Annotated in this window: 19 protein-coding genes and 2 pseudogenes; 11 read left to right on the top strand and 10 right to left on the bottom strand. The window is 63.2% G+C overall.

What is annotated here, in order from left to right; genetic code table 11:
- Positions 1–31: 31 nt before the first annotated feature.
- Complete coding sequence (locus tag PAN31108_RS17365) at positions 32–814, bottom strand: SDR family oxidoreductase (protein WP_150670078.1); 783 nt, start codon at positions 812–814, stop codon at positions 32–34.
- 323 nt (positions 815–1,137) lie between these two features.
- Here PAN31108_RS17365 and PAN31108_RS17370 point away from each other — a divergent pair, with 323 nt between their 5' ends.
- The gene (locus PAN31108_RS17370; RefSeq protein WP_150670079.1) at positions 1,138–1,476 is read left to right on the top strand and encodes a winged helix-turn-helix transcriptional regulator; all 339 of its coding nucleotides are present in this window, start codon (positions 1,138–1,140) and stop codon (positions 1,474–1,476) included.
- Positions 1,477–1,724: 248 nt separating this feature from the next.
- Here PAN31108_RS17370 and PAN31108_RS17375 read toward each other — a convergent pair whose 3' ends face one another.
- On the bottom strand, positions 1,725–2,495 hold the full coding sequence (locus PAN31108_RS17375) for a hypothetical protein (protein ID WP_150670080.1): 771 nt from the start codon (positions 2,493–2,495) through the stop codon (positions 1,725–1,727).
- A 383-nt stretch (positions 2,496–2,878) separates the two neighbouring features.
- On the opposite strand from PAN31108_RS17375, the pseudogene PAN31108_RS26845 reads away from it, so the two are divergent.
- A pseudogene (locus PAN31108_RS26845) lies at positions 2,879–3,040 on the top strand (glutathione S-transferase); the annotation flags it as partial.
- Between the two features lie 675 nt (positions 3,041–3,715).
- On the opposite strand, the gene PAN31108_RS17390 reads toward PAN31108_RS26845, so the two are convergent.
- Positions 3,716–4,513: an alpha/beta fold hydrolase gene (locus PAN31108_RS17390; protein WP_150670081.1), complete on the bottom strand. Its 798-nt coding sequence runs from the start codon at positions 4,511–4,513 to the stop codon at positions 3,716–3,718.
- A 379-nt stretch (positions 4,514–4,892) separates the two neighbouring features.
- Between PAN31108_RS17390 and PAN31108_RS17395 the strand changes: the two genes are divergently transcribed.
- Both PAN31108_RS17395 and PAN31108_RS17400 read left to right on the top strand, forming a co-directional pair.
- A complete protein-coding gene (locus tag PAN31108_RS17395) occupies positions 4,893–6,488 on the top strand; it encodes an MDR family MFS transporter (RefSeq protein WP_150670082.1) in 1,596 nt (531 codons plus the stop codon).
- A gap of 4 nt (positions 6,489–6,492) precedes the next feature.
- Positions 6,493–7,083, top strand: coding sequence for a MarR family winged helix-turn-helix transcriptional regulator (locus PAN31108_RS17400; protein ID WP_150670083.1), 591 nt, complete (start codon positions 6,493–6,495; stop codon positions 7,081–7,083).
- A 160-nt stretch (positions 7,084–7,243) separates the two neighbouring features.
- Here PAN31108_RS17400 and PAN31108_RS17405 read toward each other — a convergent pair whose 3' ends face one another.
- Complete coding sequence (locus tag PAN31108_RS17405; protein WP_150670084.1) at positions 7,244–8,515, bottom strand: amino acid deaminase; 1,272 nt, start codon at positions 8,513–8,515, stop codon at positions 7,244–7,246.
- A 163-nt stretch (positions 8,516–8,678) separates the two neighbouring features.
- Here PAN31108_RS17405 and PAN31108_RS17410 point away from each other — a divergent pair, with 163 nt between their 5' ends.
- The 5 genes from PAN31108_RS17410 to PAN31108_RS17430 all read left to right on the top strand — a co-directional run bounded on the left by PAN31108_RS17410 (position 8,679) and on the right by PAN31108_RS17430 (position 12,733).
- Complete coding sequence (locus PAN31108_RS17410; RefSeq protein ID WP_150670085.1) at positions 8,679–9,560, top strand: MurR/RpiR family transcriptional regulator; 882 nt, start codon at positions 8,679–8,681, stop codon at positions 9,558–9,560.
- A 1-nt stretch (position 9,561) separates the two neighbouring features.
- The gene (locus PAN31108_RS17415; protein ID WP_150670086.1) at positions 9,562–11,079 is read left to right on the top strand and encodes an N-acyl-D-amino-acid deacylase family protein; all 1,518 of its coding nucleotides are present in this window, start codon (positions 9,562–9,564) and stop codon (positions 11,077–11,079) included.
- A gap of 45 nt (positions 11,080–11,124) precedes the next feature.
- The gene (locus PAN31108_RS17420; protein ID WP_150670149.1) at positions 11,125–11,511 is read left to right on the top strand and encodes a RidA family protein; all 387 of its coding nucleotides are present in this window, start codon (positions 11,125–11,127) and stop codon (positions 11,509–11,511) included.
- 242 nt (positions 11,512–11,753) lie between these two features.
- Positions 11,754–12,215, top strand: coding sequence for a hypothetical protein (locus PAN31108_RS17425; RefSeq protein WP_150670087.1), 462 nt, complete (start codon positions 11,754–11,756; stop codon positions 12,213–12,215).
- A complete protein-coding gene (locus tag PAN31108_RS17430) occupies positions 12,212–12,733 on the top strand; it encodes a hypothetical protein (protein ID WP_150670088.1) in 522 nt (173 codons plus the stop codon). The genes PAN31108_RS17425 and PAN31108_RS17430 overlap by 4 nt, the downstream gene beginning before the upstream one ends.
- An 86-nt stretch (positions 12,734–12,819) precedes the next feature.
- Here the strand turns inward: PAN31108_RS17430 and queF are convergent, their stop codons facing one another.
- The 4 genes from queF to PAN31108_RS17450 all read right to left on the bottom strand — a co-directional run bounded on the left by queF (position 12,820) and on the right by PAN31108_RS17450 (position 16,984).
- Positions 12,820–13,647 carry an NADPH-dependent 7-cyano-7-deazaguanine reductase QueF gene (gene queF / locus PAN31108_RS17435; RefSeq protein WP_150670089.1) on the bottom strand — a complete coding sequence of 276 codons (828 nt, stop codon included), beginning with the start codon at positions 13,645–13,647 and terminating at the stop codon, positions 12,820–12,822.
- Positions 13,634–14,614 (bottom strand): 5'-nucleotidase, encoded by a 981-nt coding sequence (locus PAN31108_RS17440; RefSeq protein ID WP_150670090.1) that lies wholly within the window; start codon positions 14,612–14,614, stop codon positions 13,634–13,636. The genes queF and PAN31108_RS17440 overlap by 14 nt, the downstream gene beginning before the upstream one ends.
- Positions 14,615–14,713: 99 nt before the next feature.
- On the bottom strand, positions 14,714–16,243 hold the full coding sequence (gene ilvA, locus PAN31108_RS17445) for a threonine ammonia-lyase, biosynthetic (RefSeq protein ID WP_150670091.1): 1,530 nt from the start codon (positions 16,241–16,243) through the stop codon (positions 14,714–14,716).
- Positions 16,244–16,363: 120 nt separating this feature from the next.
- A complete protein-coding gene (locus tag PAN31108_RS17450; protein WP_150670092.1) occupies positions 16,364–16,984 on the bottom strand; it encodes a nucleotidyltransferase family protein in 621 nt (206 codons plus the stop codon).
- A gap of 145 nt (positions 16,985–17,129) precedes the next feature.
- On the opposite strand from PAN31108_RS17450, the pseudogene PAN31108_RS17455 reads away from it, so the two are divergent.
- Positions 17,130–17,402, top strand: a pseudogene (locus PAN31108_RS17455) (YqaA family protein); the annotation flags it as partial.
- A gap of 674 nt (positions 17,403–18,076) precedes the next feature.
- Here the strand turns inward: PAN31108_RS17455 and PAN31108_RS17465 are convergent.
- A complete protein-coding gene (locus PAN31108_RS17465) occupies positions 18,077–20,299 on the bottom strand; it encodes a xanthine dehydrogenase family protein molybdopterin-binding subunit (protein ID WP_150670093.1) in 2,223 nt (740 codons plus the stop codon).
- A gap of 17 nt (positions 20,300–20,316) precedes the next feature.
- Positions 20,317–20,775 carry a (2Fe-2S)-binding protein gene (locus PAN31108_RS17470; protein ID WP_150670094.1) on the bottom strand — a complete coding sequence of 153 codons (459 nt, stop codon included), beginning with the start codon at positions 20,773–20,775 and terminating at the stop codon, positions 20,317–20,319.
- A 585-nt stretch (positions 20,776–21,360) separates the two neighbouring features.
- On the opposite strand from PAN31108_RS17470, the gene PAN31108_RS17475 reads away from it, so the two are divergent.
- Complete coding sequence (locus tag PAN31108_RS17475; protein WP_150670095.1) at positions 21,361–25,356, top strand: DUF3683 domain-containing protein; 3,996 nt, start codon at positions 21,361–21,363, stop codon at positions 25,354–25,356.
- Positions 25,357–25,382: the final 26 nt, after the last annotated feature.

A 25,382-nucleotide genomic window follows, 5' to 3' on the forward strand; every position in this document is an offset into this window, starting at 1 on the left:
TTACGGGGGGCTTGCGACGCGTTGCACGCGCTCACGCAGTGGGGATCGTGCCGCCGTCGATCACATACTCCACGCCTGTGATGGCGCTGGCGCGAGGGGAGACGAGAAAGGCGATCAGATCGGCGACTTCCTGAGGCTTTGCCGGGCGCCCAAGAGGAATTCCTCCGAGTGCCTTCATGATGATTTGTTTGCCACCTTCGTAATCCGTACCGGCTTCATCGGCCAATCGCTGAGCCAAATGGACTGCCGCTTCGGTTTCGATCCAACCTGGTGAGACCCGGACCACACGCACGCCTTTGGGAGACACTTCTTTGGAGAGGCTTTTGCTGTATGTCGAGAGCGCCGCTTTTGCCGCAGCGTATGCCGTCGTGGACTCGGGCAGCGGCAGCCTGTTCTGAATCGACGTCACGTGAACGATGACCCCGGACTGCTGTGCGAGCATCAACGGTAACAATGCCCGATCGATACGAACTGCCGACATCAGATTCAGGTTAAGTTCCTCCATCCAATGTGCGTCGCTGAGTGCCGCAAACCCGCCTGCGGGAGCGCTCGACCCCCCCAGCACGTTGACGACGATATCGATGCCGCCAAGCTGCTGCTCGACCGCACCGGCGAATGTTTGGCAGCCCGATGCGGTCGTGAGGTCGGCGGCGACGTAAATTACCCCATCGACCGATTCGGCGGGGAGGGTGCGTGCGGAAGTCACCACGCGTGCGCCGGCTTCGCGCAGCGCCGCCACAACGGCTGCCCCGACACCTCTCGTGCCGCCGGTGACCAATGCGCGCTTGCCATCCAGTCTGAAGTCGAGACTCATGATGCGACCTCCGACGTTGCGAGCGTCCGAGCGCTGAGCGAGTTCGCGTAGCCGGACGCGGCGTTGTTCGTCTCGAGCCGAGACAAGTCGGCTGCTGATATCGATAAGTTAAGCATGTTGTGGTCCCTCAAATCGTCCGCACGACGGTTCACAAACGGCCTCGTCGAAGTCCCTTACCCAAGATCGATAGATCGCGCCGTCGGTCATTTTGCTTGCGCAAGACCGCACATGATGCCCGGCGGTAACGACGAGTTGTTGCCGGTAAATTCTCCTCATAAACTAACTATTCGACAAGAACGCACTGAAAGGTAAGTGACTTACTTATGTCTGTGACCTATACCCCGGACTCGGCGGCCGCCGGCGTGGAAAATGTGTTGAGACTATTGGAGGGGCGATGGAAGCTGATCATCCTGTTCCATCTGTTTGACGGCAAGGTTCAGCGATACTCGGATTTCGAGCGTCTCATTCCAGGTATCTCTCAGAAGATGCTCGCGCAACAGCTGCGGCAATTGGAGGCCGACGGGATTGTGTCCCGAAAGCTATACCCGCAGGTTCCCCCTAAAGTCGAGTATCGATTGACGGATTGGGGGCAGGCGTTGTGCCCGGCGCTGGACGCCATGTTGAAGTGGGCGGAAATGCGTGATCGCTCGGCTGGCGCGTAGACAAATGTCGCGCAATGAGCGGGGGCAGGCATCCGGGCTGCCAGACGAAAATCGTCGATCGAGAGGTTGCCGTCACGTCATGACAACGGCACCTGAGGCATGCATGACCCTCGCTGGCAAGCGCATGGAACACATGCGTTGCCGGCGGCGTGCTTCAGGGCATGGGCGCCGCGCAGAAATGTCGTCGGCTAGTGTCCGACTTCCTGGGGCGGCCGCGAGCGAGGGAATCCCCTGTCTGTACTCGGGATCTAGTGCGTGAACGAATCGAGATCGCTGCGCGACGGCGAATGCATCTTGCCGCTGGACGAGCGCGTGTTGTTCGTATCCAACCGCGCATCGGACGTCAGGCTCATCTTGGGATCGGACAGACGGTAGCCGCCCGCGCCCCACGGTCCAATCGGCGTCACGCGAGCGATGTTGAGGTCGGTTCCGGTGGTGCCTTGCGGTGCCGGGGTCAGCGCCATCTTCGCCATGTTCTTGTAGCGAATCTCGCAACTATTCGTGACCGGATTGCGCACGTATTCGAGATAAACGGCGCCCGTTCCTTCGGCATCGGACGGCGCGTGAGACGCTTTGGAAAGGTCGAGCCCGCTGATCGGCCCACGGAAGCCGATCGCGTCGGCGATGGCCTTCATCTCTTCCTGCCAGCGTTGGGTGTTGTTCGCATCACCGGCCCAGCGTCGTCCACGACGGCAACTACCGTAGAGGTGCACGGGCGTATCGCTGCCCGACTGATTCATCTGATGCTCAATGAAGTCGCGAAACGCGCTCGCCTGCGCGGCGTTGCCTGGCGTGAAGTGGAAGCCGTAAAGACCGGTACGGGTTTGCAGCGCCACGGCCATACAGTCGCCCAGATTCGGAAAGCCGATATGCGACGGATGGAAGCCGACCTGGTGCTCGTTCAGGCAGATCAGGGGTGTCGGCGGCGCTTTGCTCGGTCGCCGCGATGACGATTCACCCGTCACCTGGCGGGCGCCGGGTGCCTGACCGAGCGTCGCGAACTGAGGTGCGCGCTGCATCGACTTTGCCGTGCCTGACGAGGACGTCGAGGTATTCGCGCTGGGCAGGGTTGGATTGCTGTCGGTGTTCGACGCGTAGTGGGACGACTTATGGAAATTGGACCGTGAGAAATCTGGCATGATGAGCGGCCTGCTGGGGGGAATCCGTGTGTCCATATTTTATGGCAGGCACCAGCACACGAATCCGGCCTGACAGCGCAGACATGAGCGGGATTCCGAAGGCTGTGCATCGAATGCTCGCGCTGATGCGATGGCCCGTTTCGCCCGGCAAATCAACGATCGACAATCCGGTCAATTGTGTTCGCGACATCGTGTATTAGCCCCTTCACGGTGCCGTCGTGGGATCCACTGATTCGGATCCCCTTAAATCGGATGCCGCGGGCGTCGCCGCTGTTTCTCTATTTGCGCTAACGGGCTTGGGTAAGGCTACGTGGATGCGATCCGTATATAACGCGAACATTGACTTCAGTTTGCACCGTCACCGACGGGCTTGGTATGAGCGTGTCCTGTGCGTCCTGAGCGCAGAGGGATTTCTGGACAATTGAAGCGTGATACCGGAAGCATTCTTGTCGCCCCCATCTTTTGGCAGACTCAGGTTGCAAATTGTCAGCGATTGCACCGAGGGCGTCGACCGGTTGAATCCACCGCCGATTGCCGTCGTCCGCCCGCAGGCGTCATTTCCGACCCGCAGCGAACCTTCGGCATTCTCGATAACGGACATTCCTGCGCTTCGCAATGCGGTGCGAAGCGGCAGTCGCGATTGCCATCGACATTTCACTTCGCGCTGACGTGCTCGGTTCTGCGGAACTTGCATAATTCCCTCGCGGGCCTGCGACGAGCCGCATCGATCTTAATCCGGCAACGGCGAGACGAATTGTCCCAAACGTCAACGTCGAAGGGCGGGCCGCGAGCCGCCATTGACCTGCTTCTTCTGCTAGCGCTATCCACCCCGTGGGGATAAGCAGCGTGTTTCTCGGAGAATCGCTGTCTACATCGGCGTGGCTGGAAATGGGATACGTTGTCGCAGGCGTAACAGCGATGACTATCCTGTCGCGCAACCGAACGTTCTAGTGATGATTGCGGACGATCGTCGACAGCGCGTCGAAGGTCTCAAGCTGGCCGAAAACGGTCACGCGCGAGGGGCAGTTTTCGACCCGTTGCGGACAATCCAGGCCCGTGCCCGAATATGTCCGCTTACAGATTTCCTTCGGCCAGTCAAGTCAAACGGCGCTGCGTTTCAAGAAGCCTTCGATAAGAGTTGCGAAATATGGCGGACACTCCTGCATTGGGTAATGACCGCAGTTGGGGATGACTTTCAGTTCTGCGTTCGGATGCCATGCGAGAAAAGTGCGCGCCATTGCCTCCGAATCCAGTCCGGGATCCTTATCACCGACGATGACCAAATACGGTGTTTCAAGACCCCGAACGTCATCGACGAAATTTGCCGTAACGAACATGTCGAGGTATCTGGCCCGGCAGGCAGGTGAGACTGTGTCGCGGCTTTGTCGGACCTTACGTTCAGCCCACGAATCGGAAAGTCCTCCGGTGACGAAGCGAAACAACCGGCGAAGGGCATCGTCGTCTTTTATGGTGCTGACAAAGAAAGCCCGTGCATCAGGACTCAACCGATTTCCAGCTGCGGAAACGGGACACACTGCGATCGCGCTCGTGACGCGGGATGGTGCGTCCGCCGCGATACGTTGCGTGACCATTCCCGTCATCGAGTGGCCGACGATATGAAAGTGCCTCCAACCAAGGCGGTCAGCGAGCATGAGGCAATCGGCTGCGGTCTCCTCGACCGTGAATTCACCGTCAAGGTTGATGGATTGCCCGTAGCCGCGCAAATCGGCGAAAACGTAGGTAAACGAATGGCCATCGAGCCAAGGCATAACTGCCTCATAGCTGGAATGGTCGCCGAGCCAGTCGTGCATGACCAGCACGCGAATTGGACCATTGCCATACTGCACATATCCGAGACCGGCGTCAGAGCCGGAACGGGTTTCAAGAGAGACTTTCATTGCAGGGTTCCATTATGGTTGCAGGAACCAAAACGAAACGCCCTCCCGGCGGACCGGGAGGGCGTTTTGAAAGTAAAGTCATCCTATCAATCTCCCGAGCATGGGTCAATAGGCGAGCGCGCGACGGGCACGTGACCGAAGCACGGACATCGAGCGCCGCTCGTGCATACGCGTTTACGCCGGTCGAACGACCGCAATTGGCCGAAAGCGGTCGTAACACTTTGACCGCTACATGACCCGTGCCCGGCAGCATGGCCTACTGGTCACCCCTACCCCGCTACGCCGTTACCGTTTTTATTACTAATAACAAAAGCAACCCGACGCACGCTTCCCCAGCATGTTAGAATCTTTGACTGATCAAACATTGATCCGTCCAAAAATGGCTCCCAGTCCTAACACCCCGCATTCGGCGGGGCAGGTGTTGCCGTTCCGGCAGTCGCTCGTGGCGATGCTCGGCCTTTGTTTCTGCACGATGTTGGTGGCGCTCGACCAGACGGTCGTCGGTACTGCGCTGCCGACCATCGTCGCGGAACTCAAGGGGTTCGAGTATTACGCCTGGGTCGCGACGTCGTATCTCCTCACCTCCGTCATTACCGTCCCCATCTTCGGGCGACTCGGCGATTTCTACGGTCGCAAGCGCTTCGTGATGGCCGCGATCATCGTCTTCACCGCGGCATCCGTGCTCTGTGGCGCGGCGAACAGCATGCCGTTCCTCGTGATTGCGCGCGCGCTGCAAGGCATCGGCGGCGGCATGCTCGTCGGCACCGCCTTCGCCTGTGTGCCCGAACTGTTTCCCGATCCGCATGTGCGCCTGCGCTGGCAAGTCATGCTCAGTTCCGCCTTCGGTATCGCAAATGCCATCGGGCCGTCGCTCGGCGGTTTCCTCACGGAAGCCTACGGCTGGCGCTCGGTCTTCTACGTCAATTTGCCCGTCGGTCTGCTCGGCGTCTGGTTCGTCGGACGTCACCTGCCGCAAATGCGCGCCGACGAACACAGCAAGGCAAGCATCGACTGGCTCGGCGCCGCGCTCATTACCGCCGCGCTGGGCAGCTTGCAGATGCTCGTCGAATGGCTCCCCGCCGACGGTATCTCGCGCGGTGTCGTCACGCTTTTCGTCGTGCTCGTCGTCTCGTCTTTCGCCCTCTATTGGTGGGAGCGCCGCGTCTCGCACCCGATCCTGCCGTTCGAGATGTTTCGCGACAAGAGCCTTGCGCCACTCTTCGTGCTGTCGGTGTTCGCCGGCTTCGCCATGTTCGGACTGCTGTTCTACGCACCTCTCCTGCTGCAAGGCGGCTTCGGGCTCTCGCCGCGTGAAACCGGCTTGCTGATCACGCCGCTGGTCGTCTGCATTACCGTGGGCAGCATCGTGAACGGGCGTCTGATTACCCGGCTGCCGAACCCGAACGTGATGCTCTACGGCGGCTTTTTGCTGCTCGCCCTCGCCTGCGCCGGCGTGATCACCACGCATCGCGGTACCCCCCACGCGCTGATCGCCTCGTACATGTTCCTCGCCGGGCTGGGCCTCGGTTTCGTCATGCCGAATCTCACCGTCTTCGCACAGGAAGTCGCGGGCCGCGTGCATCTGGGCATCGCGACTGCACTCATGCAATCGCTGCGTATGATCGGCGGGATGCTGGGTACGGCCATCGTCGGCACGCTCGTCAATCACAGCTACACCGCACGCGTGAGCGACGCCCTCGCCGCCAACGATGGCACGCGCTGGACATCGCAACTCTCCGATCCGCAAATGCTCGTCAATGCACAAGCGCAAAACGACTTCCTCATGACGCTTGCCCACATGGGCCAGAATGGCGCACTGTTTATCGAGTCGGCCCGATCGTCGCTCGTCGCGGCGATTCACAACGGACAGATGGTGTCGCTCGCGGCGGCGCTGGCCGGGTTGTGGTGCGTCAGGCGGGTGCCCCTCATTCGGCTCACGCGCGGTGCGAAACCGCAGCCGCCTGCCGGGGAGTGATGCGATGCCGACGCCTCAAAAACGTAACGTCATCCAGCAACTGAGCCAGACGTATCGCTCGATGATGCTGGCATTCGACGCGCAGGTCGGACACCCCTTGCCGCGCTGGCGCATCATCCTCGCGCTGGCCGAGCGCGGCACCTGCTCGCAAAAGTTTCTTGCCGAGCATTGCCGGCTCGATCCGGCGTCGCTCACGCGTCAGCTTCAGTCGATGGAGGCGTTGGGCTGGCTGTCGCGTGCGACCGATCCCGACGATAACCGCCTGACGAATGTCACCCTGACGCAGGCCGGTATGGCCGTGCACGACGACGCCACGCCGCGCCGTCAGGCTTTCTTCGACAACGCGCTCGAAGGCATGACGCCCGAAGAAATCGCGACACTGGAAAGCGCGCTCACACACCTCGAAGCGCAGTTCAAGGCGATGGTGTCGCGTGCGAAAGTGGGAACCTCCCTTGACGCCGGGCCAAGTGCGAACGGCGACACGAAGCGGCGGGCCTCGCGCGCGCCGCAAGCGCAAGCGTCCGATCCGCCTACTGTGCCGAGCGCATCCCCCGCGCCTGCGGTGCGCAAGCGCGCGTCGCGCAGTCGGACATAGCGTGAAAAAAAAGCCGCTTCAACCATTGAAGCGGCTTTTTTTGCGCGGCGAGGCGCGGCGTTTGGGGCACGCGCTCGTGCGGGCGATGGTGCGGGCGATAGCGCATGCGTCAGCGCAAGCGCCCAAGTCGATCCGCCGCGAGATGCCTCGCAGGTCGCCATCAGAAGAACGTCTGCACGATTTCCACGACGTTGTAGTCGCTGTCGACGACGGGCAAGTGACGCCATTTGTCGAACGTCAGACACGGATGCGAGATGTCGAACGCGATCATGTCGCCAACGCGAATATCGTCGCCCGGCGCAATGCGCAAATACGCGTGCTGATCCATCATGCCCGTGATCTCCCAATGCTCCGGCGTCGCCCTCGGCGCCTTGCTCTCGCCGGGACGGAACTGCTGCGCCGGTTCCGGCATGCCGGCATCGAACGCCGCATCGCGCTTGCCCAGGGCAATGATCGCGCGCTCCGGTTCCGGGATCGATTGCACATACGTCCAGAGTTGCAGCGCCGGTTGCAGTTGCGAGCGCATCTGCTTCGCGATCGGGTTGCGCGTGGCGATCTGCGCCTGCGCCGCCTTGTAGATGCCCACGTCGTGCGTGAGATAGCAGCCGGGGCGCAGCACGACGTCCAGCGGTGCGCCCACATCCTTGTGCGCGAATTCGTCGGCCACCACGTCATACCACGCGGAACCCGCGCCCGAGAGCACGGCAGGCGAACGGTCGATGCGACCCGCTGCGACAAGCTCACGCGTAATGGTCACGGCACGTTGCAGGAAAGCGCGGATGTCGGCTTCGGTGCTGAGCACGCCCTCATAGACTTCCACCCCCGCGAGCTTCACGGCGTCCTGATACCGCGTGAGGGCGTCGAGCACGGCTTGCTGTTGCGCGGCGTCGCGAACGCCGGTGCGTCCGCCCGTGACGCCCAACTCGATGAGCACCTGGATTTTCTGACCGCGCGCGCGGAAATACTCGCCCAGATGCTCGACCGCGGCGGCGGAATCCACCAGACAGAAGAATTCGAAATCGTCGTCCTTGAGCAAGTCGGCAATCATCGTCATATTGCGCTTGCCGACGAGCTGGTTGGCCATGAGCACGCGTCGCACACCGTGGTGATACGCCGCGAAGGTCTGCTGCGCCGTGGCCAGTGTGATGCCCCACGCGCCGCCGTCGAGCTGGCGACGGAACAGCTTCGGCGCCATCGTCGTCTTGCCATGCGGAGCAAGCTTCACGCCGTATTCATGGACGAAACGCTGCATCCACGCGAGGTTGTGGCGGATCTTGTCCTCGTATAACACGGCCGTCGGCAGGCTCAGGTCCTCATCGAGCAGATTCCACCCCAAACCGGTCGTCTCGGAAGGGGAGCGCGGGGCGTCCAGCGCACCCAGACCCTTGTTGAGGGTATCGATCATGCCATGTTGATAGTTTGTATCACTCATTGGGATTCCTCCACGGTTCGGTGCGCCGACGATCGCCGGATGGTCCCTATAATAACGTTTAATTACCAGCATTTGACAGATTTGTTATAAAGTAACAAAAGTGCCCTAGAAATTTTCAGAACTAACTTAGGCGACGCCTTGCGCTGCCGCACCGACCCGAGATATGGCCGAAACCTTCGATATCGTGACGCGTGTTGCCGAACGCAGCGACGTGCTGAGTCAGGCAGAACGCAAAGTTGCCCAAGTGGTGCTGGAAGACGTGGCGGGCGCGGCGGCGGCGTCGATCAATGTGCTGGCCGAACGTGCCGGGGTGAGTGAGGCCAGCGTGACCCGCTTTGCCAAGGCGATGGGTTGCCGCGACGTGCGCGATCTCAAGCTGCGGCTCGCGCAGGCGGCGGTCGTCGGTCAGCGTTTTCTCGGGGCGAATGCCGTCAGTGCGCAGGAAGGCGCGGGCGAGACCATCGACCGGATCGCGGACGATATCCAGACGACGCTGCAACTCCATCGCGGACTTATCAAGCCCGAGACGGTGCGTCGCGCGGCCGAGCGTCTGCTCTGCGCACGCATGATCTACGCGTTCGGGATGGGGGGCGGATCGTCGCTCATGGCCGATGAAGCGCGCTACCGGCTGGTGCGGCTCGGCCGTCCGGTGGCGAGCTACCAGGACGCCGTGCTGGCCCGCATGGTCGCCGGCACGCTCGGTCGTGAGGACGTCGTACTCGCGTTTTCGGTGAGCGGCCATACGCCCGAGATGGTGTCGGCGTGCGAAATCGCACGGGAGTACGGCGCGCAGGTGGTGGCGATCACGGCCACGGGGTCGCCGCTTGCGGCGCTGGCCGACGAGGTACTGCCGATCCGCGCGCTGGAAACCGATTTCATTTTCAAACCGTCGTCGTCGCGCTACGCGATGCTGCTCGCCATGGATGTCCTGGCAACGGAGTTGGCGCTGCTCGCCAAACCGCAGAGCCAGGCGCTGTTACGACGGATCAAGTACGTGCTCGACACGCATCGGGGCGGCGGCGATCGTCAGCCTCTCGGAGACTGACATGACTGCCCCCCTCGCTAAACTTGCGAATCCCGCAAGTCTCGCTGATCGCACGGTCGATACCCTCATCACGAATGTTCGTCTGGCGGACGGCTCCGGCGCCCCCATGACGGACGATCGCTTCGACGTCGCCCTGCGCGACGGACGGATTCATGCCATGGCGCCTGCCGGCGATCTCTCCGCCTGGCAGGCCTCGCAACGCATCGACGGCCACGGCAACGTGCTGAGTCCCGGTTTCATCGACGTGCACACGCACGACGACACGAATGTCGTGCGTGCGCCGGAAATGACGCCGAAGCTCTCGCAGGGCGTGACGACCGTCGTCGTCGGCAATTGCGGCATCAGCGCGTCGCCCGTCACGCTCAAGGGGGATCCGCCCGACCCGATGAACCTGCTCGGCGACGCCGGCGCGTTCCGGTATCCGACGTTCAAGGCGTATGTCGATGCCCTTGAAAAGGCGCAACCGGCAATCAATGTCGCCGCGCTGATCGGGCATACGGCGCTGCGCAACAACCACATGGATCGCCTCGACCGTGCGGCGACCGAGGCCGAAATCGAAGGCATGCGCGCGCAACTTCGCGAGGCGCTCGACAACGGTGCGTTGGGACTGTCGACGGGACTGGCCTACGCGAACGCGAATGCTGCGCCGACCGAGGAAGTCCTTGCGCTCGCGGAGCCGCTGGCGCAAGCCGGCGGTCTGTACGCGACGCACTTGCGCACCGAGTTCGCCGAAATTCTCGAAGCGCTCGACGAAGCCTTCCGTATTGGCCGTCATGCGCGCGTGCCGGTGGTCGTCTCGCACCTGAAGTGTGCCGGCGTCGATAACTGGGGGCGCAGCACCGAGATCCTCGACGCGCTCGACAAGGCGCAACGCTTCCAGCCGGTCGGCTGCGACTGCTATCCGTACACGGCCAGTTCGTCGACGCTCGATCTCAAGCAAGTGACCGACGATTTCGACATTCTCGTCACGTGGTCGCAACCGCATCCCGATCAGGGCGGCAAGCTGCTCGCGACGATCGCCGCCGAATGGGATGTCGATCTGATGGAGGCGGCCAGGCGGTTGCAACCGGCAGGGGCCGTCTATCACTGCATGGAAGAGGCCGACGTGCAGCGCATTTTGCGGCACCCGGCGACGGTCGTCGGCTCGGACGGGCTACCCAACGATCCGCTGCCGCATCCGCGTCTGTGGGGGGCGTTCCCGCGTGTGCTGGGTCGCTACAGCCGCGAGCAGGCGCTGTTCCCCCTGGCGGAAGCCGTCCACAAGATGACGGGATTGTCGGCTGAGCGTTTCGGTCTGACCGAGCGGGGTTTCGTGCGCGAAGGGTATTGGGCCGATCTGGTGCTGTTCGATCCGGCGACCGTGGCCGATGCGGCGACGTTTACCGATCCGATGCAGCCCGCCTACGGCATTTCGGCCGTGTGGGTGAACGGCGTGCTGTCGTGGCAGGACCGCGCACCGACGCAGAACGCACGCGCCGGACGTTTCGTGCGTCGCGGCACGCCGCAGCCGGTACTTTGAACCGATGTTGTTGAAAACGATTCGTTGAAAGGAGTGATGATGAGCATCAAACGATATGGCGTGGAAGGCGGGCAGGGCACTGGGGGGCAGCGCATGCCGTTCGCACGCGCTACCGAGGCCGACGGTTTTCTGTTCGTGTCGGGCCAGACCCCGATGAAAGACGGCGAAGTGATCGACGGGGGCATCGTCGCCCAGTCGCATCAGGCCATCCGGAACATGATCGCGATTCTGACGGAAGCCGGCTACGGCACGGAGCATGTGATGCGCATCGGCGTGTGGCTCGACGATCCGCGCGATTTCGCGTCGTTCAACAAGGTCTTCAAGGAATACTTCGGCGATCATCCGCCCGCACGAGCGTGTGTCGTGTCGAGCATGGTCATCGATTGCAAGGTCGAGGTGGATTGCGTCGCCTACAAGAAGCCGGCGGCATAAGGTCAAAAGGTCGCGAGTTCGTAAGGTCGTCAGGGCAAAAGCCGCGCTTACGAAGCGCACTACGCACACTGCGCGGGATCAGGAAAAGCCGACGTCGAACGTCGGCTTTTTTTATGCCGCGATTTTGCGTTGGCGGGCACCTGGGTTTCCGTTTCACAAAGTTTACGGCCCACCTTCGATGGCTGCATTTTTTTGTCGCCCGCAGTCTTCAGCTTCCTTACCCGACAACTGACAGGAGGCCGATGGTGAGAGCCGCACCCTTTGACGGCGCAGGACCGAGCGCGCCGGTGTATCGCGCCGCAATCGAATCGGCGGACGACGCCCGCATCACGATTGACTTCCCGCCAACGCCTGACGATGTCCGCTTGCGTTCGCAGACCATGAGCCGCCTGTCGCAGGCGGGGTGCGTCTCGGGACTGGTCGGTCTGGCCGTCACCGTGTTGGGGGTGGCGGGACTCGCGGGCAGCGCCTACTTCGCTGTGCAGGCGGCGACCGATGTTGAACGCACCCGTGCCGCCGAGCAGGACCGATGGGGCGAACTGGGGCTGAGCGGCGGCCTGTCCGTCTTGTCGTCGCTGGTCGTAACGTTCGGGCTCAGCCAGGTTTGCCTTTGCGTGAAAGCGCGACGTCGGGCCGAGCAGGAATGGGAGACGTTCACCACGCGAGTGCAGTTCGAACCGTCGCGGGCAGGGGAGCGCTCATGATCGGGGGCGAGATGTCATGGGCCGGCGCACCGTCGTCGACATCCGTCGCCAACGATATCGACGCGGTACTGCGCGTGCTCAGCGAGGCCGAGACGCGGCGCGACGCGCTGGGCATGCCGTGCCCCGGCGCGTGGGACGCGAGGCAATGCGACGCTGTCTATCGCTGCGGATACGGGGCGTTCGAGCGCGGCGATTTCGTGCACGCCATCGAATGCTTCGCGCCATTGCTCTCGGCGTGTCCGCTGGAGGCCGACTATGCGGTGGCGCTTGCGCTGTCGGTGCAACGTCACGGCAAACCGAAGGTGGCGCTGCCGCTGTTCATGGCGGCGGCGCTCATGGACGTGCACGCGCCGGGACCGATGTATCGCGTAGGGGAGTGTCTGGCCGAACTCGGGCAATTCGACGCGGCGCGTCGTGCAATGAACGAAACGCTGCATCGTTGCGACGGACAGCCGAAATTCGCAGGGGTGAGAAGCGCAGCGCTGCGGACCATGGCCCGCATGGACGATTCCGCCTGAGGCAGCGCTCCAGCGATATCGGTGCGTGAATTTCCCATGTGTTGGCGACGGGCTTGGGCAACCCGTCGCCTTTTTTTGCTTGCGTGTTACTGACGTGCGGTGCGCGCGTTGTCAGGCATCGGCAACGTGAAGTTGGTGCGGAACGGGTTGATGTCGAGACCGCCGCGCCGCGTGTAGCGTGCATAGACGGCGAGCTGGCTCGGCTTGCACCGGTTCAGAATGTCCATGAAGATGCCTTCCACGCACTGCTCGTGGAACCCGGTGTGACGTCGATACGAAATCACGTACCTGAGCAGACCTGCCTGATCGATCGGCGGGCCGACGTACCGAATCTGCAAGCTGCCCCAGTCGGGCTGGCCGGTGACCGGGCAGTTCGATTTGAGCAGATTGGAGACGAGCGTTTCGTCGACATGCGGTTCGTCGAAGGCGGCGGTGAGCAACGAGGCGTCGGGCACGTAGATGTCGGTGTCGACATCCAGTCGGTCGATGAGCAGGCCGTCGAGTTCATCGAGCTGGAGCTTGCCGAAGCCGCTCGGGTCCGTGAGCCGGACCTGTACGGGCGCGCCCGCCGCTTCGGACAGATCCTGCTGAATGAGCGCGCGTGCCGCCTCCAGATTGGCGAGTTTCGTCTGTGCGAACGAGCCCAGATAAAGCTTGAACGACTTCGACTCGATGATGAACGGCGAGTCGGCCGGCACCACGGCCTTGAGCAGGGCGATCTGCGGCTTGCCCTTTTCATTGAGCCAGGAGAGCTCGTAACCGTTCCAGATGTCCGCGCCGAAGAACGGCAGCGTTTCCGGCACGCCGATCTCGGCGCGCGCCGGTGCGCGAGCGATCGGGAAGAGTTGCGTGGGGTCGTAATGCTCGGTGTAGGCAACTTCCTTGCCGAGCGTGGATTGTTCAGGCGTGGTCATGATTGGCGATACCACTGATGACGTGCCCGGTCGGGCTGACCCGGGCGGCCGATTCGCAGTGGCGTGTCTGATCGTCGAAGAAGAAATCGGGCTCGAACTCGCGCAGGAATGCGCCTTTGTCCAGCCCGCCCAAAAACATCGCCTCGTCGATGTCGATTTTCCAGTCCATCAGCGTGCGGATGGCGCGCTCGTGTGCGGGCGCCGAGCGCGCTGTCACGAGCGCCGTGCGGATTTTCACCGGCACTTCATGGCCCGCGAGGGTTTGCAAACGGTGCAGGGCGAGCAGCAGCGGTTTGAACGGGCCGGGCGGCAGCGGCGTGGCCGCGCGTTCGGTTTCATGTTGCTGGAAGGCGTCGAGCCCGTTGCGCTGGAAGATCTGCTCGGCTTCGTCGGAGAAGAGCACCGCGTCGCCGTCGAAGGCGATGCGGATTTCGTCTGGATGCAGTTCGGCTTTTTTCGCCGAATCGGGATAGACGCGTGCCGCCGGGAAACCCGCCGCGAGCGCGCTGCGCACGTCGCGCTCGTTCGCGGACAGGAACAGGTGCGCGCCGAGCGCGTTGAGGTAGCCGAACGGATCGCGTCCGCGTGTGAAGACGCCGCGCTCGATCTTCAGATCGAACTGACGCGCCGAGCGGAACACGCGCATGCCGCTCACGGGATCGTTACGCGAGAGAACGACGACTTCCACGCGATGGCCGTCGCTCGCACCACCGGCGTCGCCCTCCCGGGTTTCGTTGCCGGTATGGCTGGTATCGCTGCCCCGATTGAATGCGAGCAGCTTTTGCACCAGCGGGAAGGCGACGCCGGCCGGGGCCGGTTTATCGATGCGGTCGAGCTGATACCGCATGTACGACTGGTCGTCGCCGCTCGCCACCCCCGCCTCGTACACGCGGTTCTCTTCTTCGAAGTCGAACAGCGCGCGAGAGGATATCGCGACAACGAGCTTGTTCTCGAGCGTGATCGGCATGGCGGCGGCGAGTTCCTGTGTGGTGGCGAGTGAATAACGTGTGAATGCGGCATCAACGCCACGTCAATGCCACGTCAATCCGGCATCGACGGCGGCGAGTTACCCGAGGAACAGCTTGTAGACCGGGTTGTCGCTTTCGTCCCAGTAAGGATAGCCGAGCGTTGCGAGGAAGTCGCGAAACGCGGCCTTCTCGTTGTCCGGTACCTGCATGCCCACGAGGATGTTGCTGTAATCCGCGCCCTGATTCCGGTAGTGGAACAGGCTGATGTTCCAGTTCGGACTCATTGCCGAGAGGAATTTCATCAGCGCGCCCGGACGCTCCGGAAACTCGAAGCGGAACAGCACTTCGTTGCTCGCGAGCGCCGAACGTCCGCCGACCATATAGCGGATGTGCTGCTTGGACAGTTCGTCGTTGGACAGATCGAGCGTGGGGAAACCGTGACGCTCGAAACCGGACTTGATGCGCTCGCCCTCGTCGCGGTTATGCATCTGGATGCCCACGAAGATGTGGGCGCTCGACGCTTCGCTAATTCGGTAGTTGAACTCGGTCACATTGCGGCTGCCCACCACTTCGGTGAAGCGCTTGAAGCTGCCGCGCGCTTCGGGAATGGTGACGGCGAAGACCGCTTCGCGCGCTTCGCCGACTTCGGCGCGCTCGGCGACGAAGCGCAGGCGGTCGAAGTTCATGTTCGCGCCCGAGGTGATCGCCACCAGCGTCTCGCCCTTGAGCTTGTCGCGCTCGGCATAGAGCTTGGCGCCCGCGACGGACAACGCGCCCGATGGCTCCAGCACGCTGCGGGTATCCTGGAACACGTCCTTGATGGCGGCGCAAAGCTGGTCGGTGTCCACGCGCACGACTTCATCCAGATACTCGCTGCACAGCCGGAAGGTTTCTTCGCCGACATATTTGACGGCGGTGCCGTCGGCAAAGAGGCCGACATCGTTGAGCAGAATGCGCTCGCCGGCATGGATGGACTGCGCCATCGCATCGGAGTCGACGGATTGCACGCCGATGACCTTGATCTCGGGACGCACCGACTTGACGTAAGCGGCCACGCCCGCGGCCAGTCCGCCGCCGCCGATGGGCACGAAGATGGCATGCAGCGGGCCTTGATGCTGGCGCAGGATTTCCATGCCGATGGTGCCCTGTCCGGCGATGACGTCGGGATCGTCGAACGGCGGCACGAAGGTCAGTCCGCGCTCGGCTTGCAATGTCATGGCGTGCGCGAACGCATCGCTGTACGAGTCGCCGGCGAGCACGACTTCGACGGCGCGCCCGCCGTGGGTCTTTACGGCGTCGATCTTGACCTGAGGGGTGGTCACGGGCATGACGATGACAGCCTTGCAGCCCAGGCGCGCGGCGGAGTAGGCCACCCCTTGCGCGTGGTTGCCGGCGGACGCGGTGAGCACGCCGCGCTCGCGTTCGGCCTCGCTGAGGTTGGCCATCTTGTTGTACGCGCCCCGAATCTTGAAGGAGAACACCGTCTGGTTGTCTTCGCGCTTGAGATAAATTCGATTGTGCAGCCGCATCGAAAGCGTGCGGGCCTGTTCGAGTTCGCTCTCGTGGGCGACGTCGTAGACTTTGGCGGTCAGGATCTTCTTCAGGTAATCGGGAGCTGCGTCGGACATGATTTAAGGCTTCTTCAGGTTAGGCACATCAAGGAACAAAAGGACAATGATAGACCAGCACATCCGCCGGGGCGGTCGCGCTGGGTCTTTCGGGAAAAACGGGAAAGGGGAGTGCGCGCCCTAGCTGAGGTCGTCGGGGGTGTCGATGTCGCGCACGATTCCGGCGTCGTCGACATCGACGATCGTAATGTGCTCGCTAATCAGCAGGTCGCGCGCGCCGACGTCGCCATCGAGGGCGGCCAGACGCGAGGTGTAGGCGGAACCGAAGGCGACCGGGTGGCCGCGCTGTCCCTGGTAACTCGGTGCGACGATAGCTTCGGGCGACGTGAGGCCGTTGGCGACCGCACGCAAGGTGTTCGGATGGATGAACGGCATGTCGGCCAGCGCAACGAGCCAGCCGTCGAGATGTTCGAGACCCGGGGGCGGATCTTCGTCGACGGCGGCCTGAATGCCGGCCGCCAGTGTGGCGCCCATGCCGCGCTTGGTGGCGTGGCTCATGACGACTTCGCAACCCGCCTGCAAGAGCACGTTCTCCAACTCGGCCGAGTCGGGACGCACGACCGCGATGACGCGCGGCAATGCCGCCAGCAGCGCGTGGGCGCTGGCAAGGGCAACGGGTCGGTTCAGGGGATCTCCGGGCAGCGGCGCGAGCAGCTTGTTCCGGCGCCCCGCCGCGTCGAAGCGGGTACCGAGTCCGCCTGCCAGTAGAATGGCCACGGGCGGCGTCGAGGGTCGGGTCATGGGCATGCATTATGCGCCAGACTTTTCGTTTCTGCCAAACGCGTGTGCAAGTGCTCGCGGTGGCATTGGCCGACCGTCTGGTCGGTTTGGGATGGCCGCGCTCGACGCGGTTTTCGATGGATTTTCGCTTTCTTACCGGAGTTGCATGGAGTCGTTCATCACCTGGCTGCTGGGCGTTTTGGCGTTGCCCGGCGTGGGATTGCCCGCGATTTTCCTTGTCTCATTTCTCTCCGCCACGCTGTTGCCGATGGGCTCGGAACCGGCGCTGTTCGGCTACGTGGCGCTCAATCCGCATATGTTCTGGCCCGCGATCGTGGTGGCGAGCGTGGGCAATACGCTGGGCGGCATGCTGGACTGGTGGATGGGGTTCGCGGCGCGCCGCGCTTATGTGCGGCTCAAGGCACGCCGGCGGGCGCACGCGCGCGCTGCCGCGTCTGCCGGGGATGGGACGGTGGCGGTCACGATGCCGGGGATGCAGGGCGGCAAGACTGACGAGGCCGGCAGGATCGACGAGATCAACGAGATCAACGAGATCAACGAGATCAACGAGATCAACGAGATCAACGAGATCAACGAGATCAACGAGATCAACAAGGCCGATGTCGAAGGCCGCGCGCCGATGAACGAACGTTATCGCCGCTGGATGCGCCGCTTCGGCCCGCCATTGCTACTGCTCTCATGGCTGCCCGTCATCGGCGATCCGCTCTGCACACTCGCCGGATGGCTACGCTTGTCCTGGCGCGCATGCCTCGTCTACGTCGCCATCGGCAAAACCCTGCGCTACATCACCATCACTTATCTGATGCTGCGAGTGCCGGCGTCGTTCTGGGAAGGCATCTTCGCGCCATTCAAACATCTGCTCGTGGGGTGATCCCCCGAGGGGACTTCCCACGGCGAGTGCCTTCGCGCAACGCTCTGTCGAATCGCCTCGTGCTGCAATCCCAACGAAGTCCGGGGGACCGGACCGATGCCCCCCTTCAGCGCCTCGGGCACCCACCCAAACCGATGAAGAAGGGGACGCCGGTCCGGCTTGCCGCCCTGGAGTCTCAGGGCCCATCCTCCGATGGGGTCGGAGGATTCGGGCCCCCGGGCTTATGCGCTCGTGACGTCGAATGGCAAGGCGCGTAAACGCTTGCCCGTCAACGCGGCGATGGCATTTGCGTACGCCGGCGCCAACGGCGGCAAGCCCGGCTCCCCCATGCCCGTCGGGGCATCCCCCGAACTCACCACGTGCACGCTGATCGCCGGCATGTCCGTCAGACGCGCCACCGTGTACTGATGGAAGTTGCTCTGCTCGACTTCGCCATCTTTGAGCGTGATCGCAGCGCCCGGCAAGGTCGTTCCCAGTCCCATCAGCGCCGCGCCTTCCACCTGCGCCGCGACCGTCAAAGGATTGACCGCGAAGTTGCAATGCACACCCGCCACCGCACTCACGAGTCGCGGCGCCTTGTTGCGCATCTCCGCCACCACGACATATGCCACCACCGAGTCGAACGATTCATGCACGGCCACGCCCCACGCCTGGCCTTCGGGCAACTTGGTCTTGCCGTAGCCCGAACGCTCGACGGCCAGCGCCAGGGCTTCGCGATGACGCGGATGCTTGTCGCCCAGCAGCGCGTAACGGTAAGCCACCGGGTCCTGGCCCGCGTGCCCGGCCAGTTCGTCGATCAGCGTTTCCATGACGAACGCCGTGTGCGTGTTGCCCACGGAACGCCACCACAACACCGGGACGTTGGCCTTCGGGCTGTGCAGCGTGAGCCGCAGCGGCACGGCGTACGGCGTGCCCGAGACCCCTTCCACGCTGGTGGCGTCGATACCGTTATTGACCAGCATCGGTTCGAACGGCGTGCCTTGCAGGATCGACTGGCCGACGATGGTGTGATTCCACGCCAGCACGTTGCCCTTGGCGTCGAGACCGATCTCGGCGCGGTGAACGTACATCGGACGATAGTAGCCGCCGTGAATGTCGTCTTCGCGGCTCCAGATGACCTTGACCGGCTCGCGATGGCCCGCACCGCGCCACGCTTTCGCGACCTGCGCGGCTTCGACGCCGTAGTCGGACGTGGGCACTGCGCGCCGGCCGAATCCGCCACCCGCCATGAGCGTGTGCAGCTTGACCTGCTCGGGCTTGAGGCCGAGCGTGCGCGCGATGGCCGCCTGATCGACGGTCTGGAACTGGGTGCCGGTCCACACTTCCGCGCCCTTGTCGGAGAGCTGCACGGTGCAGTTCAGCGGCTCCATCGGCGCGTGGGCGAGATACGGGAAGCTGTACTCGGCCACCAGGGTCTTGGGGGCGCCCTTGAGCTTGGAGACGTCGGTGTCGATCGCGACGATACCCGGCGTCCTGGCCATTTCCTTGAATTGGGCCAACTGCCGGGTCGTGTCGACGTGTTCGACGCCGCTGGTGTCCCATTCGGCCTTGAGGGCGTCGCGGCCGGTCTTGGCTTGCCAGTAGCCGTCGGCGACGACGGCGACGGCGGTGCCGCCCCGGTCGTCCGGAATTTCGAGGACGTCGCGCACACCCTTGACGGCTTTCGCGGCCTTCGCGTCGAAGCTTTTCACCTTGGCGCCGAATACCGGAGGACGCGCGACGACCGCCACTTTGAGGTTCGGCAACTTGAAGTCCATGCCGTACATCGGCGTGCCGGTCGACTTGGCTTTGGCGTCGAGCCGGCGGGTCGGCTTGCCGAGCAGGCGGAAGGCCGACGGATCCTTGAGGGCGACGTTGGCGGGCACGGGCAGCGCCTGGGCCTTGGCGGCGAGGCTGCCGTACGTGGCGCGTTTGCCGTTCGGGCCGAGCACGACGCCGTTCTCGGTGCGCAACTGGTCTGCCGGCACTTTCCACTGCTGCGCGGCGGCCGCGATCAGCATGGCGCGCGCCGACGCCCCAATACGACGGTACTGCATCCACGAGTGGGCCATGGTGCCGGAGCCGCCCGTCATCTGGATACCGAACACCGGGTCTTTGTAAGCTTCCCCGGCAGGGGCCAGTTCGCCGCGCACTTTGCCCCAGTCGCAGTCGAGTTCTTCGGCGACGAGCATCGGCAGGGCGGTCTGCACGCCCTGACCGAAGTCGAGACGGTTGACCTGAATGGTGACGGTGTCGTCCGGCGCGATGTGGACGAAGGCGGACGGCACGACGGGGGCAGGGGCCGCGCCCTGAGCGTTCGCCGTGCGCATGAGGCCCGGCAACGACATCTCGAGCATCAGCCCGCCCGCCGCAACGGCGGACGTCTTCAGAAAGCCGCGACGGCTTACGCCCGCGAAGTCGCCCACGGGTACGCCGGGGCGTTGGGAGAAACGAAGTTCACGCATCGGGGTGTCTCCTCGTCTCAGGCCAGCGACGATGCCGCGTCTTTGATGGCCGCACGAATGCGGGCGTAAGTGCCGCAGCGGCAGATGTTGCCGGCCATGGCGGCGTCGATCTGCTCGTCGTTGGGCGTCTTGTTCTCGCGCAGCAATGCGGTGGCCGACATGATCTGGCCGCTCTGGCAGTAGCCGCACTGGGGCACGTCGTGCTTGATCCAGGCGTCCTGCACGGCGCGGCCGACCGGATCGGCGCCGACGTTTTCGATGGTGGTGATCTTCTTGCCTTCGACGGCAGAGACCGGGGTGATGCAGCTTCGGATGGGCGCGCCGTCCATGTGGACAGTGCAGGCCCCGCACAGCGCCATGCCGCAGCCGAACTTCGTGCCGGTCATGTTGAGCGCGTCGCGCAGGGTCCAGAGCAGGGGAGTGGCGGGGTCGACGTCGACCTTCACCGGTTTGCCGTTCAGTTGGAACGAAGCCATAAATACACCTCTTGACGGGTGGATGGAGCGGGGGACGGCTAGACCATACTCCCATTCTTCGGAAATTTCAGTTCAGGAGTGTGTTGCAAGTCGTTGTATCTAAACGGATATAACGGTAGGCTTTTAAGGTGAAAGTCACGCTGGCGGTCGGTAGGTTGGGGGCCCGTGAAGGTGTCGTCAACGCTGCGATGAGGCGATCGCGCTGGCCGCAAAGAGTGGATTCGCGCGCCTGAGCGGCAATTCCGGTGCGGCGCCGACGTGTTGCGGTGCAATGAAGTACAATTCGATCTACATTCCCCTACCAACACTTTCCCAAGCCGGAAGAAAGATCTGGGCATGCGCACCAACTGCCTCACCCCTCTGTGCTTCTGCTCGATGGCGAGACACGATTCTTCATCGTCGCCAGCGACGTCCTCGCACGGCAGTCGTCGATCTCGTTGACCGCAGATCGACCGTTGCCGGCCCGCGCGCACCCCTTGCGCCGGCGGTCGGCATCTTCAGCGCATACCCGATTTTGACTTTCGGCGCGTCCCGCGAGACGAACGCCGACGGCGGATGCACCGCCGCACTGACGAGCCCGACAAGATGAACGCACCCTTGCCTGCCTTCGAGCCGCACGACGCTAAACATGCCGTAGCCGCTCACCCGCCACGTCTGCGTGAAATTCCCTACAACTACACGTCGTTTTCGGATCGCGAAATCGTCATGCGCCTGCTCGGCGCGGACGCATGGGCCATTCTCGACGAACTGCGCGCCGAACGCCGCACCGGCCGCTCGGCGCGCATGCTGTACGAAGTGCTCGGCGACATCTGGGTGGTGCGCCGCAATCCGTATCTGCAAGACGACCTGCTGGACAACCCGAAGCGCCGCAAGCTGCTGATCGACGCGCTCGACCATCGTCTGAACGAAATCGACAAGCGTCGCCGTGCCGACGTGGCCGAACATGCCGACACGCATGGCCGCGAGCGCGCTGCCCGCGTCGAGCAACTGGAAGCGGCCGCCCGCCGCGCCGTGGCGGAGTTCGCCGCCGAGTTCGACAAGATGGCGGAACTGCGCCGTCGCGCAAAGAAGGTGCTCGGGCGCACGACCGCCAGCGACAACATCAAGTTCGACGGCCTGTCGCGCGTGTCGCATGTCACCGACGCGACCGACTGGCGTGTTGAATATCCGTTCGTCGTGCTCACGCCGGACAGCGAAGCGGAAATGGCCTCGCTGGTGAAGGGCTGCTTCGAACTCGGGCTGACGGTGATCCCGCGCGGCGGCGGCACCGGCTATACGGGCGGCGCGATTCCGCTCACGCCGTTCTCGGCCGTCATCAATACGGAAAAGCTCGAACAGCTCGACGAGGTCGAATACCTGCAACTGCCGGGCGTCGACAAGCTCGTCGGCACGATCTTCTCGGGCGCCGGCGTGGTCACGCGTCGCGTGGCGGAAGCCGCCGAGCGTGCCGGGCTGGTCTTTGCGGTGGACCCGACCTCGATCGACGCCTCGTGCATCGGCGGCAACGTCGCCATGAACGCCGGCGGCAAGAAGGCCGTGCTGTGGGGCACCGCGCTCGATAACCTTGCGTGGTGGCGCATGGTCGATCCGCAGGGCAACTGGCTCGAAGTCACGCGTCTCGATCACAACCTCGGCAAGATTCACGACATTCCGGTCGCCCGCTTCGAACTGAAGTGGTACGACGGCAATCAGGCGCCGGGCGCGGCGCTGCTCAAAACGGAACTGCTGGAAATCGAAGGCAAGCGTTTCCGTAAGGAAGGTCTTGGCAAGGATGTCACGGACAAGTTCCTCGCCGGGCTGCCGGGCATCCAGAAGGAAGGCTGCGACGGTCTGATCACGAGCGCGCGCTGGATCTTGCACAAGATGCCGGCGCACACGCGTACCGTGTGTCTGGAGTTCTTCGGTCAGGCCAAGGAAGCGATTCCGAGCATCGTCGAGATCAAGGACTACATGTTCGCGCAGACGGCGGCGGGCGGCGCGATTCTCGCGGGGCTGGAGCATCTGGACGAACGCTATCTGCGCGCCGTGGGCTATGCCACGAAGTCGAAGCGCAACGCGTTCCCGAAGATGGTGCTGATCGGCGATATCGTCGGCGACGACGACAATGCCGTGGCGCAGGCAACGTCGGAAGTGATCCGCATGGCCAACGGCAAGAGCGGCGAAGGCTTCGTCGCCGTGTCGGCCGAGGCGCGCAAGAAGTTCTGGCTCGACCGCTCGCGCACGGCGGCGATCGCGCGCCACACGAACGCCTTCAAGATCAACGAAGACGTGGTGATCCCGCTGCATCGCATGGGCGAGTACACGGATCACATCGAGCGCATCAACATCGAACTGTCGCTCAAGAACAAGCTGCAACTGGTCGACGCGCTCGAAACGTTCTTCGAAGCCGGCAATCTGCCGCTCGGCAAGACGGACGATGCGAACGAGATTCCGTCGGCCGAACTGCTCGAAGACCGCGTGCAGACCGCGCTCACGACGCTGCGCCAGGTGCGCGCGCGCTGGGAATTCCTGCGCGACAACTTCGACATGCCGCTGGCCGAAGCGATTCCGCTGCTCAACCGTCACGGCATTCGCGACATCAACGTCGCGCTGAACGATCGCCTGAACAAGCAACCGCAGACGCGTCTCATCGATCTGCTTCAGGATCGCACGGTGCGCGTGTCGTGGAAGCAGGAGATTCGCGCGGAACTGCGTCAGATCTTCACGGGCGGCGAGTTCAAGCCGATTCTCGACGAGGCGCAGGCCATCCACAAGCGCGTGCTGCACGGCCGTGTCTTCGTCGCGCTGCACATGCACGCCGGTGACGGCAACGTGCACACGAACATCCCGGTGAACTCGGACAACTACGAGATGCTCCAGGATGCGCACAAGGCCGTGGCCCGCATCATGGACATCGCCCGCTCGCTCGACGGCGTGATCTCGGGCGAACACGGTATCGGCATCACCAAGCTGGAGTTTCTGACGGAAGCCGAAATCGGCGAATTCCGCGCGTACAAGCTGCGCGTGGACCCGGAAGGGCGCTTCAACAAGGGCAAGCTGCTCAACCTGCCCGAACTGCCCGCCGATCTGCGCAACGCCTATACCCCGAGCTTCGGGCTGATGGGCTACGAGTCGCTGATCATGCAGCAGTCGGACATCGGCGCGATCGCCGACAGCGTGAAGGACTGCCTGCGCTGCGGCAAGTGCAAGCCGGTGTGCGCCACGCACGTGCCGCGCGCGAACCTGCTCTACAGCCCGCGTAACAAGATTCTCGCGACATCGCTGCTCATCGAAGCCTTCCTGTACGAAGAGCAGACGCGTCGCGGCGTGTCGATCAAGCACTGGGACGAGTTCAACGACGTGGCCGATCATTGCACGGTCTGCCACAAGTGCGCCACGCCCTGCCCGGTGAAGATCGACTTCGGCGACGTGACGATGAACATGCGCAACCTGCTGCGCAAGATGGGCAAGAAGAAGTTCAATCCGGGGGCCGCCGCCGGCATGTTCTTCCTGAACGCGACCAATCCGGAGACCATCAACATCACCCGCAAGGTGATGATCGACTGGGGCTACAAGGCGCAGCGTTTCGGCGCGGACGTCTTCAAGAAGATCGCGAAGAAGCAGACGGCGCATCCGCCCGCGACGGTCGGCAAGCCGCCGCTGCGCGAAGAGGTAATCCACTTCGTCAACAAGAAGATGCCGGGCAACCTGCCGAAGAAAACGGCGCGCGCGCTGCTCGACATCGAAGACAACAAGGTAGTGCCGATCATTCGCAACCCGAAGGCCACGACGGTCGACTCGGAAGCGGTGTTCTACTTCCCGGGCTGCGGCTCGGAGCGTCTGTTCTCGCAGGTCGGTCTCGCCACGCAGGCGATGCTCTGGCACGTGGGGGTGCAGACGGTGCTGCCGCCGGGCTATCTTTGCTGCGGCTATCCGCAACGCGGCTCGGGGCAGGGCGAGAAAGCCGAGAAGATCGTGACGGACAACCGCGTGTTGTTCCACCGCATGGCCAACACGCTGAACTACCTCGATATCAAGACCGTGGTGGTGTCGTGCGGCACTTGCTACGATCAGCTCGCCGGCTATGAATTCGAAAAGATCTTCCCGGGCTGCCGTATCGTGGACATCCACGAATATCTGCTCGAGAAGCACGTGAAGCTCGAAGGTGTGAATGGTACGCGCTACATGTACCACGACCCGTGCCACACGCCGATCAAGACGATGGACCCGGTCAAACTCGTGAATCAGTTGATGGGCAGCGAGAACGACGGGTACAAGATCGAGAAGAACGATCGTTGCTGCGGCGAATCGGGTACGCTGGCGGTCACGCGCCCGGACATCTCGACGCAGATCCGCTTCCGCAAGGAGGAGGAAATGCGCAAGGGCGCGGCGAAGTTGCGCGCCGACGGCAAGGTCGATGACGTCAAGATCCTGACGAGCTGCCCGTCGTGCCTGCAAGGTCTGTCGCGCTACAAGGACGACGCGGACGTCACCGCCGACTACATCGTCGTCGAGATCGCCAAGCACGTGCTGGGCGAGCAGTGGCTGGTGGACTACGTCAATGATGCGAACAACGGCGGTATCGAACGCGTGCTCGTCTGATGCAATGTCTGCCCGGCAAAAACCTC

This window comes from Pandoraea anhela (assembly GCF_902459655.1).
In the GTDB taxonomy this organism is placed as follows: domain Bacteria; phylum Pseudomonadota; class Gammaproteobacteria; order Burkholderiales; family Burkholderiaceae; genus Pandoraea; species Pandoraea anhela.